This is a genomic window from Achromobacter xylosoxidans (assembly GCF_001457475.1).
Taxonomy (GTDB): Bacteria; Pseudomonadota; Gammaproteobacteria; order Burkholderiales; family Burkholderiaceae_B; genus Achromobacter; species Achromobacter xylosoxidans.
On the sequence record NZ_LN831029.1, the window covers coordinates 5,962,264 to 5,973,740 of the forward strand.

Consider the following 11,477-nt stretch of genomic DNA (forward strand, 5'->3'; position numbering starts at 1 on the left):
AAATCTCCCGCAAGAAACAAGGACCGCCCGCCGCGGCACGCTTGCCGGCGGTTTCGGGCAGCGCCCATTGTAGGCGCGCCCCGCCTTGCGGCCGGATGCCGCAAAACATACTGAAACACCTGGCCGGCGCGCGCGTTCAGGGAGTGGGCGGATCCTGGCGGCGCTCGAACTCCAGCACGTCGCCGCCGCGCAGGTTGAACGTCAGATGGCGCGGCGCGCCGCCGCTGTCCAGCGTGAACGTGTCGATGACGGTCAAGCCGCGCAGATAGTCGGCTTCCAGCGCGGCGCGCTCGGCCGGCACGCACGCCATGCGGGTGGCGGCGGGCGCGTCGATGGCCAGTTTGCCGCCCTGCAGCTTATAGCTGCCCTGGTAGCGGTTGCAGCCCGAGAAGCCCTCGGCGCGGTACTGCTTGCCCTGTGCCAGGAAGGTCAGGCGGATCGGCTCGCCATTGTCGCCATGCGGAATATCGCGCAAGGCCCCGCCCGCGCGTGTCCAGCGCACCAGTTCCCAGCTGGTCTGGGCCAGCGAGTCCGCGCTGCTGGCCGCGTTGGCGGCGGCGGCGCCCTCGGCGCGCGCGCCGCCGGTGGACCCGGCGCAGCCAGCCAACGCCACGGCCAGCACCCCGACGCCCAGCACCCGGCAACGCGAAGACAGGAAGGTAAACATCGACAGCACTCCTGAAAAGACACAACCTCGACTGTAACCGCCATGAGGCCAGCACGTCCCGTGCCTCCGCCCGACAGCCGAAGCCTAAAGCTGCACCCGCTCATCGCGCGCGCTACATCGCGCGCAGGGGGCCTGCATCGAATGCCGCATGGCGGGGCGCCGTCGCCACGCGCAGAATCGACTGACACTTCCCGACAGGCCGGGCGCGGATCGGCGCCCGGCCCGGGCAGCCATAACAACAATTTCCGGAGACACGGCGATGGGCATGTTGAGAACCTTGCTGGCGCTGTCCGTCGTGCTCGACCACCTGGGCGGCGGCGCCACCGACTGGCTGGTGGGCGGGCGCCTTGCCGTACAGCTTTTCTACGTGATCTCGGGCTTCCTGATTTCGTATGTGCTGACCGCCACCGACCACTATCGGGGCGCGCCGGGCAGGTTCTATGCCAATCGCGCCTTGCGCCTGTATCCCGTCTATCTGGCCGTGGCCGCGCTGACGCTGCTGGCGTACCTTGCAGGCGGTGGCGAGGCGTTCTGGCGCGTCTACGAAGACCTGCCGCTGTCCGCCGAACTGTTCCTGGCGGTGTCGAACCTGGTGATCCTGGGCCAGGACTGGCTCATGTTCTTCGGTATCGAACAGGGTGGCCTGGCCTTTACCGGCAGTTTTGTCCACAGCGAAGTGCCGCTGTACCAGGGATTGCTGGTGCCGCAGGCGTGGACGCTGGGCGTGGAAATGAGTTTCTACCTGGTCGCGCCTTTCGCGCTGCACTCGCCGCGCCGCTTGCTGGTGCTGCTGGTGGCCTCGCTGGCGCTGCGCGCGGCGCTGATCGCCAGCGGCATCGGCCAGGGCGATCCCTGGACCTACCGTTTCTTCCCAACCGAATTGGCGTTGTTCCTGCTGGGTTCGCTATCGCACCAGGTGCTGCTGCCACGCTGGCAGGCCTGGAGCCGGCGCGTTGCGCGGCTGCCGGAACTGGGCACGGCGTTGCTGTTGCTGTATGCGCTGGCCCATTTTTCCATTGGCCTGCCGCCCACCTTGCGCGATGGCATCGCGGTGTTGCTGTTCGCTGCGCTGCTGCCGCTGGCCTTCCTGTTCCAGTCACGGCACCGGCTCGACAAGGCGATCGGCGAACTGAGCTATCCGATCTACATCTGCCACGCGCTGGTCATCCTGTTCTTCGGCTGGCTGCTCGACGGCACCCAGGCGCGGCAGCCGGCGATGTTCATGGCGCTGGTGGTGGCCGGCTGCATCGGCTTGGCCGCGTTGCTCAACAGTCTCATCGCCGAGCCGGTGGAACGCCTGCGGCGGCGCCTGCGCGTGGACGCGCCGCTCGCAGGCGTGGGATCGGCGCCGCGCACCGTCAACCCGGCCGGCGTGGCGCGCGGCGCGGCGCCTCTGGACAGGGCGCCCGTCCGACACGCCGCGTCCGCCGGCGGCACGGTGGGGACTATTCGCCGCGCGCCTTGATGTAGGCGGCCAGCACCTGCTCGATCTGGCGCTTTTCCTGCAGGCTCAGGCGTGCATAGGTGGCGTACGACACCGTTTCGAACGGCCAGGGCGGCTGTTCAGGCGCGTCACCGGCGCCGGCGACGGACGTGGCATGGCCAGGATTGAGCATCGGCCCTTCGCCGGTGCTGAGCCACATGGGATTGACCCGCAGCGCGCGGGTCAGCTTGATGAGTGCATCGCTGGAAGGCTGCAGGCGCTGGCCGCTTTCGTAATTGCCGATAGCGCTTTGCGACAGGTTGCTCGCGACCGCCAAGTCCTTTTGTGTCCATCCCTGAAGCATTCTTGCGTTGCGCAGACGATGGCTAAACGTGTCCAATCGATCAACCTGAGACATTAATATGAATTTATTTATTTGATTAAAACATCTCAATACTGCCGCCAAATAAACGGATTGCACCCCAATTCCGTGGCTAATCCGTAAATCGCGGCGCCCTCCTCCCGGCCCCGTGCGGGCCCCTGCCCCGCCACCGCGAAACTGACCCGCGGCGATGCAAAAAACCCCTTTCTATCATCGGCTTGCGGTCGGCACGGCGCCATCCCGACGGCACCCGCCGCGCGCGGACGCGCGACGTTGGCGCGGGGTTAACGCCGGCCCGAGTTTATGGTTTTTCGGCGTGTGAAAATAGAAAATAATGTATCGGTAATACTTAATATCTTCAGGTCTCAACCACGCAAAACAAACAGCGTTCCAAGCGCCACGCGGAAATATGCCTCGCGTCAATTGTTACCACCAGAAACTACAGAAACGTATCTTCACAAAAAAACACGCCCGTGTTTAAATGAAACACGGGCGTGACTTCCATGCGGAATCGGATCATCGGCGGCCTGGGCGCAACGCGCTCGAGCCAGGCGCCGCCCCGGACCCCGACCGCGGCCTCAACCTGCCGCGGCCCACACGCTGGGCACCAGCCCAGACCTTCGCCCGCCACCAGACAACACCGCCAGATGCCGCCACATCATGGCGCAGCAAAGGGAGAGGGGCATGACACGCAACGCAGGCGCGGACGGGCATCCATGAACAACACACTGGATGTCATTTTTCTGGCCCAGGACGACGCCAGGCACGGCCGGCTGGTCCAAGCGCTGTCCCATCTCGGATTCAGCGTACGTCGCTGCCACGACCTGGCCGACGTCTACGACCGCTATTCCCGCCGCGCCTGCCCGCTGATCATCCTGGAAGCGCCGCTGCCCGATATCCACAACGCCGCCGTACGGTTGCGCGCCATCGACCGCAGCCTGGGCATCGTCGCCATCGCGCCCTTCGGCGCCGAGGAAAACCGCATTCGCACCTTGCTCTGCGGCGCCGACGCGTGCCTGCCGCCGGAGGTCACCGGCCTGGAGCTGGCGGCGGTGCTGCAGGCGCTGGTGCGCCGCGCGGTGGGCCTGGACCTGTCCGAACCGGTGGCCGAGCCGCCCCCCGACGACCCCCTGCAGGAAACCTGGCGCCTGGCCAACAAGGGCTGGACCCTCATCAGCCCCGCCGGGCGCAGCCTCGGGCTGACCACGGGCGAGCGTGATTTCCTGACCCGTCTGGTGAAGGCGCCCGACCGCAAGGTCAGCCGCGACGCGTTCTATCCCGACGGCGCCGAAGACGCCGACGGCGCCATCACGCGGCGCCGCTTCGTAGACGTCATGATCAGCCGGCTGCGGCGCAAGGCGACGGCCAATCACATGACCTTGCCGATCCGCGCGGTGCATGGCTGGGGCTATATGTTCGCGGCGGATATCGCGCTGGAACTGGATCCGCGGGAAGGAGGAGAGGAGAGTCGTCCGGACGGACAGGAGGCCTGGCGCCGCGACACCGCAGATGCGGGCGCGCCATCTTACTGATACGCTGGCGCCAGGAGCCTGGCGATGGGCGAAAAAAACGCGGCGCTGCCCCGAAGGTAAGACGCCGCGCTAAAACAACACGTGAGCCTGGAGTCATCAGCCGGCACTGATGCCTTCTACCTAGATCACGCGATTCCAACATTCGTGCCTCATACTACTCACGCACGGACTGGCCGTGAGCCCGGTTGGGGTCTCTAGTCCCCACCCAAGCTGCAGCGTGATAACGCCCGGGGATTTCGTCCGCCCTGGCAGCTGGCGGGCTCGTCGCCCGTATCAGCGGCGTTCCTCTCGGATAGCCGCGTGATGAAGGCAGTTTAGGACGTCGGGCGCAATTCAAGTAATTCTTTGTTGATAGCCTTCTATACATATTGGATATAGCAAGCCCCCGACGGGCGCCTATAGAATGCAGGCAAAGGATGCCCCTGCCATGCCCAATCCCCTGACCGGCCTCGCGCGCCGCCTGCGCCGTGTGATCTCCCTTGTGCCGCCCAACTGGTGTCTCGCCATCCTGGTGGCCCTGGACGGGTATGCCTTCATGCATCCGGTGCTGCGCGAAGTGCGGACGCGCGAGTATTCGTTCTGGCTGGCGCTGGACAACTGGCGGGACGTGATGCAGGTGGTCGGCCTGCTGGAGATCCCGCGGCTGGTGCTGGGGGTGGGGCTGCAGATCATCGCCCTTGGCCTGATCCTGAAGGCGCGCATCGCCTGGGCCTTCTCGCTGGTGCTGCTGATCGGCATCGGCACCTTCGCCATCCTGGGCGACAGCGGCCGCGCCGGACTCGGCATCTATACGCTGGTGCTGGTGGTGGCGCTGGTCGCCTATTGGCGCCGCTTCGATCGCGCCAGCGTCACGGCCGGCTCGCTGTTCGCGCTGGTCAGCATGGTGTCGCTGCTGATCTATGCGGTGTTCGGCACGCTGTACCTGGGCGAGGAATTCAATCCGCCCATCAAGGACGCGGCGACCGCCCTGTACTTTTCCATCGTCTCGATGTCGACGGTGGGCTATGGCGACATCACGCCGCACAGCAACGCGGCGCGGCTGTTCACCGCGTCGATTATCATTCTCGGCATCACCGTCTTCGCCACCTCCATCAGCGCGATCGCCGGCCCGGTGATCGGCGGCAACCTGAAACGGCTGGTCAAGGGCCGGTTTTCCACCGCCATGAGAAAAAACCACATCATCATTGCCGGCGCCACGCCCCTGGCCATGAGCGTCTACGACGGCCTGCGGCGCCGCGGCGACGAGGTCACGGTCATCGTGCCTGCCGGCGCGCCGCAGGAGTACCCGGCCGCCACCGACCTGATCGAAGGCGATGCCTCCAGCGTCGAGGTGCTGCGCAGCGCGGGCGTGACCCGCGCGCGCTATGTGCTGGCGCTGCGCGAGGACGACGCCGAGAACGCCTTCATCGTGCTGGCCGCCAAGGAAGCCGCCGGAGAACAGGGCGCCAGGACGGTGGCCCTGGTCAACACCAGCAAGCACCTGGAAAAAATCCGGCGGGTGCAGCCCGACCTGGTGTTCTCGGTGCAATTGCTCGGTGCCGAACTGCTGACGCGCGCCATCAACGGCGAGCCGCTGGACAGCCAATCGATCACCGACCTCTTCTTCGCCAAGGCGGCGCCACAACGCTAGCCGCAGCGATAGACATTGCCGGACAGCGTGACGTTGGTCTGCTCCATGTGATCCTTGCCGCCCGTCTGTCCGGCGCGCTGCGTCAACAGATAGACCACGTTGCCGCCCATCGCGGCGGCGCGATTCTTCAGGTCATTGCGGGCCCCCGTTTCCATGTCGGCGTTGGAGGTGATCGCTCCCGCCAGGAAGTTGCCCTGGCTACCGGTGACATCGCCCAGGAAGACGCATTCCTTGCCGGGTTCGTTGTGCGTGATGCGCACGCTCGCGGCGCCGGGTGTCAGCGCGATGGGCGCGCAGGCGGCCAGCGCGGTGGCGCAGGCCAGGAAAGAAGCGATACGCGACGCATCGCGGGACAGGGTTTGCATGACGGCAGGCATCCATCGAAAGGACGTGGGAATCCCACGCATGGCCACGCGCCACGCGCAGGGGAAAGCAGGAACGGGAGGGAGTCAGTCGGGGGCTTCGTCGCCCGCCGCCGGGCCTGGCTGGTATTCGAGCAGGTCGCCAGGCTGGCATTGCAGCACTTCGCAGATGCGTTCGAGCGTGTCGAAACGCATGCCCTTGACCTTGCCCGACTTGAGCAGCGACAGGTTCGGCTCGGTGATGCCGATCTCCTGGGCCAGCTGACGCGCCTTCATCTTGCGCTGCGCCAGCATCACATCCAGCCGCACGACAATCGCCATCAGATGAACCCCCGGTTCTCTTCCGCGACCCGGGCCGCCTCTTCCATGGCCCAGGCCAGCGAAAACAGCAGGCCACCCAGCAACGCCAGCAGGATGTCGCTGACGTCGATATCGATCAGCATGTGCGGGCCCTGCCCTGGTCCGTTGGCCAGCGTCAGGACCAGCGCCAGCACCGTCTTCAACACCGGCACCGCCGCGCTGAACACCGTGACCAGCAAGGCGATGCCGCGCAGCCGGCGCGCGGTGGCGACCGTGAGCACATCGCCCCGGCCGAAATCGCTGAACATCGCGTAGGCGTGCGCGATGCCGCGCAACGCCAGCCCCGCCAGCGCCCCGAACAGCGCGAAACCCAGTAGCCGGTAGCCCGGCCCCAACTGCAGGTGCGGCGCGGGCGGCGGTCCGGCCAGCCCGACATGGGCGGCCGCGCTGTCGACCGAGGCCGGCGACGGGGTGATGCCGAGGAACGAATAGATGCCGCGCGCCAGCACCGCCTCGGCGGTGAAAAACCACATGCCGATCAGTGCGGCGACCAGCAGCAGCGCCACGGCGATGAGCAGGCCACGCATCCATCGCGACAGCACGCGGATGCGTTCAAACCGGTCGCGCCCTGGCGGCGCGGGCGGGGTTTGTTGGGTGGGAGTCGAAGTCAGCGCTGCGGCCACGGGAGCCTCCAGAACACGTTGCGAAGGTAATGACGTTGCTGTAGTGTAGCAACAAATTATCGTCAAACGATAATTTTTTATCCTAAAAGGAAAACCATGCGGTCAGCCATCGCGATCGCCGCGCTAGTCGCCGCGGCCTTGTTGTTCATGGCGCTGGCGTCGGCTTGCGCCTGTGGGCGGGACACGCCTGGCCGGGCCTGCCACCGCGACAGGGGCGCGCCGGCCGTGCGCACCGCCAGCGTCTGGTCACTGGGCCAGCGCTTTGCATTGCCGACCTTGCCAAGGCTGGGCTTCCCGTCCGTGCGCGACGGGGCGGCATGCGCCTGTTGTGACCGGGGCCCATTGCCCCGGACCGGAACGGCTTCGGAGGCGGCGGACGAAAAGGATCGCGGCAAGCCCTGGCAGATATCGGCGTCCGGGCGGCCCGCGCAGGCCATGGAGTGAGCGCGCCGCGCTCAGCCCCGAAGCGTGGCCGGCACCGGTGGCTCGGCCGCTTTGTCGGCATACCAGCGCACGAAGTCGGCCGACCGCATGGGCCGCGCGAACAGGTAGCCCTGGATGAATGCCACGCCGCGCTCGGTCAGGTAAGTGAATTGTCCAGGGGTTTCCACCCCCTCGGCCACGACCGCCAAGCCCAGGCGGTGCGATAGCGTGATGATCACGTCCAGCACCGGCGCTTCCTCGCCGTTGTCCTGGATGGCCTGCACGAAGCCCTTGTCGATCTTGAGATAGTCGACCGGGAACATCTGCAGGTACGACAGCGAACAATGTCCCGTGCCGAAATCGTCGATCGCGACGAAAACGCCCTGCGCGCGCAGCGCGTCGATATTGCGGCGGGCCTGGCCATTGTCGGAGATCAGGCTGCGTTCGGTGATTTCCAGCACCATCAAGGACGGCCGGATCGCGCCGCGAAAGGCCTGGATGTCCGCGACCAGGGCGGGACTCGACAGATGTTCCGGCGCCACGTTCACGGCGATATGGAAATCGGGCGGCGTGTTCCAGGCCTGCATGTCGCGCTGGATCAGCTTGAGCAAGTGTTGCGTGAGCGGCACGATCATGTTTTCGGCCTCGGCCGCCGCGATGAAGATGTCGAGCCGCACCGGCCCCACGCCCGGCCGGGTCCAGCGCATCAAGGCCTCGGCGCCTTCGCAGCGACCGGTGGCCTTGCCGTAGACCGGCTGGTATTCGACGTGCAGCTCATCGGCGTCCATGGCGCGGCGCAATTGCTCCTTGAACGACTGCCGGTTCACTTGCAGGCGGTAGGCGCCGAAGGCCAGCAACGCCCCGCACAGCATCGCCACGGGCAGATAGGTGACCAGCAGCTGCTGCCAGGCGCGCACCACGGTTTCGGACGGCGCCATCACCCTGATGACCAGGTCGCCGCGGCCGGCAACCGCCTCGGTCGACTCAAACAGGCTCTCGGCCGCCGCCGTGCCCCAGGCATCGTTGCGGATGGGCGCGCCCCGGCCCAGCGTCACTTCGAGCTGGTAGGCCCCCAGCGACGACACCGCGTTGAGCAGGTCCTGCACGTAGCGGCCGTCGACCACCACCACGCCGCCGCGGCCGTCCTCGCCCGCCATGCCCAGCAGCAAGGCCGGGCGGTCGGGCGCCAGGGGCGTGCCGGACACGCTGACGAACCACTGTGTCGGCGGCGTGCCGACCGGCCAGCGGTGGAACGCGCCAGTCTCGTAGTCCACCTCGCCCAAGGCCGACGAGCAATAGATGTGCTCGCGCTTGACCAGCAACAACGAGCGGAAATACGGATTGAGCGTGCCCCAGCGGTACAAGTCGGGACGCGCCGTCTGGCAGGACTGCGCGGACAGGGCCGTGACCCGCGGCAGGATGTCGAGGGCGCGAGCCATGATCTGGCCGGTCTGCACTCGCACGATCCGGCCCGCCGTGGCGGCTTCGGCGCGCTCGGTGCTCAGCGCGTGCAGCCAGGTCCAGCCGATGCAACCGAGCACCGGCAGCACCAGGGCCAGTGCCACCGGGAAATAGCGCCAGGACGGCACGCGGACCGTCATTCCTGAGGTGGGCACATCTTCCTCGCAGCGTCAGTCATGGGGGTGTCGCAAGGATACAGGGCGGCGCGGCCCCGCGCATCCACGGCGACGCCGCCGCCGAAGGCAGGCGCGCGGCTACAGCAGGTCGCAGATCAGCGCCACGTGCGCTTCGCGCCGCTGCGGCAGGTTCAGGCGCTCGTCCGGGCCCAGCAGGATCGCCATGAAGATGGCGTGGACCACCGGCGACAGCAGCAGCCAGGGATGCCGCAGCGCGGCGCCATCGCCGCACAGGCCGCGCGCGCGGGCCAGCTCCAGCAGTTGGGCGATGTCGGCCTGGTGCGCGTCGGCGGTCTGTTCGCGCCAGCGCCGCGCCAGGTGCGGCACGCGCAGGCTTTCGGCCAGCAGCAGGCGCATGGCGCTGATCATGGCCGGATTGGCCAGGCTGGCATAGAGATGGTTGACGAGGCGTTCGGCCAGGTGGCGCGGCGTGGTCGAGCCCTCGACCAGGGCACGGGCGTCGAGCCGCGGTGGGCAAAGGTAGCGCGCCAGCAGCGCCTCGAAGACTTCCTCCTTGCTGGCGAAATGCGCGTACAGGCCGCCTTTGGACAGACCGGCGCGCAAGGCGATGTCATCCATCCGGGCGCCGGTGTAGCCGGCGGCCGAGAACTCCTGCAGCGCGGCATCGAGGATCTGCCCGACGCGCACGGTAGGAGGGAGACGCTGACGTTGCGAACTCATCACCCCTGCTCCCATTGCGGATTGGCGGGCAGCGCCGCCGCCAGCCAACAGCACCATTAAAAACCGACCAGTCAGTCGCTAACTTGATTCTGATCAAGGATTGATCACCACCGCGGCGGCACAATGCGTTCAAGACGTTTGAGTCGGATTGGTCCGACACCGGGCCACAAGCCCGGATGCGCGACGATCCGGCCTCGCGAGCGGCATTCCCGCCGCCCGCGCGCCCTGGAGCCATCATGCCGAAACGGAACCCGCCAGCCCTCCCGCAGACCGCGCTGCGCGCGGGCCGGTTCGATGACGACGCCTGGCGCCAATGGCCCTATGCCCTGTGGAGCCAAGGCTTCCAGCAGGCCCAGCGCAACTGGGACGCCTGCGTCCGCGCCCTGCCGCTGGCGGATCGCCACCAGCGCGACCTGGCCGCGTTCATGGTGCGCCAATGGCTGGAGTGGTGGGCCCCGGACAACAACCCATGCACCAATCCGCTGGTGCTGCGCCAGACCTTGCGGGAAGGCGGCGCCAATCTGTTGCGCGGCGCGCAGGCCGCCTGGGAAGACGGGCTGCGCCAGCTGGGCGGCCTGCCGCCGGCCGGCGCCGAACAGTTCCGTCCCGGCCACGAGGTGGCGGTCACGCCCGGCAAGGTCGTGCTGCGCAATCCGCTGGCCGAACTGATCCAGTACCGGCCCGCGACCCGCCAGGTGCGGCCCGAGCCGATCTTCATCGTTCCGGCCTGGATCATGAAGTACTACGTGCTGGATCTGTCGCCGCACAACTCGCTGATCCGCTATCTCGTCGGCCAGGGCTATACGGTGTTCTGCGTGTCGTGGAAAAACCCCACGGCCGCCGACCGCGACCTGGGCCTGGACGATTACCTGCGCCTGGGTGTGCGCGAGCCGTTGCAAGCGATCGCGGCGATCGTGCCCGGCGCGGCGGTGCACGCGGCGGGATACTGCCTGGGCGGCACGCTGCTGGCCATGGCCGCCAGCGCCATGGCGCGCGACGGCGACTCGCGGCTGGCCAGCCTGAGCCTGCTGGCGGCGCAAACCGACTTCAGCGAGCCCGGCGAGCTGGGCCTGTTCATCGACGCGTTCCAGGTCGCCCTGATGGAGGCCGAAATGGCGGCGCTGGGCTATTTCCCGGCGCGGCAGATGAGCGGCGCATTCCAGCTGCTGCGCGCGCAGCAGCTGGTGTGGTCGCGCATGACCTCGGAATACCTGCTGGGCCAGCGCCGCCCCATGAACGACCTGCAGGCCTGGAACGCCGACGCCACCCGCATGCCGGCCCGCATGCACGGCCAATACCTGCGCCACCTGTACCTGGACAACGACCTGGCCGCCGGCCGCTACGCCGTGGACGGCCGCCCGGTGCGGCTGCAGGACCTGCGCCTGCCGACCTTCTGCGTCGGCACCGAGACCGATCATGTGGCGCCATGGCGTTCGGTCTACAAGCTGCACGAGCTGTCGCCTGCCGCGCTGACCTTCGTGCTGACCAGCGGCGGTCACAACGCCGGCATCGTCAGCGAACCGGGCCATCCGCGGCGGCGCTTTCGCAGCCTGCTGCGCGCGGCGGGTCAGCCCGCATTGGCCCCGGACGCCTGGCTGGCGGCGGCCACGCCGCACGACGGTTCCTGGTGGCCGCACTGGCGCGCCTGGCTGGACGGGTTGTCCGGCAAGCCGGCCAGGCCCCCCTCGATGGGCGCCGCGCGCAAGGGCTACCCCGCGCTGGGCGACGCGCCCGGCACCTATGTGATGGAGCAATGA

Annotated in this window: 12 protein-coding genes; 5 read left to right on the forward strand and 7 right to left on the reverse strand. The window is 67.6% G+C overall.

Going from position 1 to position 11,477, the window contains the following annotated elements; all coding sequences use genetic code 11:
* Window positions 1-136: 136 nt before the first annotated feature.
* Complete coding sequence (locus tag AT699_RS26855) at window positions 137-667, reverse strand: META domain-containing protein (protein WP_020926270.1); 531 nt, start codon at window positions 665-667, stop codon at window positions 137-139.
* A gap of 265 nt (window positions 668-932) precedes the next feature.
* Here AT699_RS26855 and AT699_RS26860 point away from each other — a divergent pair, with 265 nt between their 5' ends.
* The gene (locus AT699_RS26860; protein WP_324610090.1) at window positions 933-2,132 is read left to right on the forward strand and encodes an acyltransferase family protein; all 1,200 of its coding nucleotides are present in this window, start codon (window positions 933-935) and stop codon (window positions 2,130-2,132) included.
* Here the strand turns inward: AT699_RS26860 and AT699_RS26865 are convergent.
* Window positions 2,113-2,454, reverse strand: a complete 342-nt coding sequence (locus AT699_RS26865) for a helix-turn-helix domain-containing protein (RefSeq protein ID WP_006385844.1) — start codon at window positions 2,452-2,454, stop codon at window positions 2,113-2,115. The genes AT699_RS26860 and AT699_RS26865 overlap by 20 nt on opposite strands.
* A 734-nt stretch (window positions 2,455-3,188) precedes the next feature.
* Here AT699_RS26865 and AT699_RS26870 point away from each other — a divergent pair.
* Both AT699_RS26870 and kch read left to right on the forward strand, forming a co-directional pair.
* The gene (locus tag AT699_RS26870; RefSeq protein ID WP_024070445.1) at window positions 3,189-4,004 is read left to right on the forward strand and encodes a winged helix-turn-helix domain-containing protein; all 816 of its coding nucleotides are present in this window, start codon (window positions 3,189-3,191) and stop codon (window positions 4,002-4,004) included.
* A gap of 439 nt (window positions 4,005-4,443) precedes the next feature.
* Complete coding sequence (gene kch, locus AT699_RS26875; RefSeq protein WP_370445606.1) at window positions 4,444-5,634, forward strand: voltage-gated potassium channel protein; 1,191 nt, start codon at window positions 4,444-4,446, stop codon at window positions 5,632-5,634.
* Here kch and AT699_RS26880 read toward each other — a convergent pair.
* The 3 genes from AT699_RS26880 to AT699_RS26890 all read right to left on the reverse strand — a co-directional run bounded on the left by AT699_RS26880 (window position 5,631) and on the right by AT699_RS26890 (window position 6,979).
* The gene (locus tag AT699_RS26880; RefSeq protein ID WP_006385841.1) at window positions 5,631-5,999 is read right to left on the reverse strand and encodes a DUF4156 domain-containing protein; all 369 of its coding nucleotides are present in this window, start codon (window positions 5,997-5,999) and stop codon (window positions 5,631-5,633) included. The genes kch and AT699_RS26880 overlap by 4 nt on opposite strands.
* Window positions 6,000-6,083: 84 nt before the next feature.
* Complete coding sequence (locus AT699_RS26885; protein WP_006385840.1) at window positions 6,084-6,317, reverse strand: helix-turn-helix domain-containing protein; 234 nt, start codon at window positions 6,315-6,317, stop codon at window positions 6,084-6,086.
* Entirely contained in the window at window positions 6,317-6,979 is a 663-nt protein-coding gene (locus AT699_RS26890; protein WP_054499208.1) for a hypothetical protein, read from the reverse strand. The genes AT699_RS26885 and AT699_RS26890 overlap by 1 nt, the downstream gene beginning before the upstream one ends.
* Window positions 6,980-7,075: 96 nt before the next feature.
* Between AT699_RS26890 and AT699_RS32120 the strand changes: the two genes are divergently transcribed.
* A complete protein-coding gene (locus AT699_RS32120; RefSeq protein ID WP_058207493.1) occupies window positions 7,076-7,423 on the forward strand; it encodes a hypothetical protein in 348 nt (115 codons plus the stop codon).
* Between the two features lie 11 nt (window positions 7,424-7,434).
* Here AT699_RS32120 and AT699_RS26900 read toward each other — a convergent pair whose 3' ends face one another.
* A complete protein-coding gene (locus tag AT699_RS26900; RefSeq protein WP_307190364.1) occupies window positions 7,435-9,018 on the reverse strand; it encodes an EAL domain-containing protein in 1,584 nt (527 codons plus the stop codon).
* Window positions 9,019-9,117: 99 nt separating this feature from the next.
* Window positions 9,118-9,720, reverse strand: a complete 603-nt coding sequence (locus tag AT699_RS26905) for a TetR/AcrR family transcriptional regulator (protein WP_058207495.1) — start codon at window positions 9,718-9,720, stop codon at window positions 9,118-9,120.
* 236 nt (window positions 9,721-9,956) lie between these two features.
* Between AT699_RS26905 and AT699_RS26910 the strand changes: the two genes are divergently transcribed.
* Window positions 9,957-11,477 carry a PHA/PHB synthase family protein gene (locus AT699_RS26910; RefSeq protein ID WP_024070451.1) on the forward strand — a complete coding sequence of 507 codons (1,521 nt, stop codon included), beginning with the start codon at window positions 9,957-9,959 and terminating at the stop codon, window positions 11,475-11,477.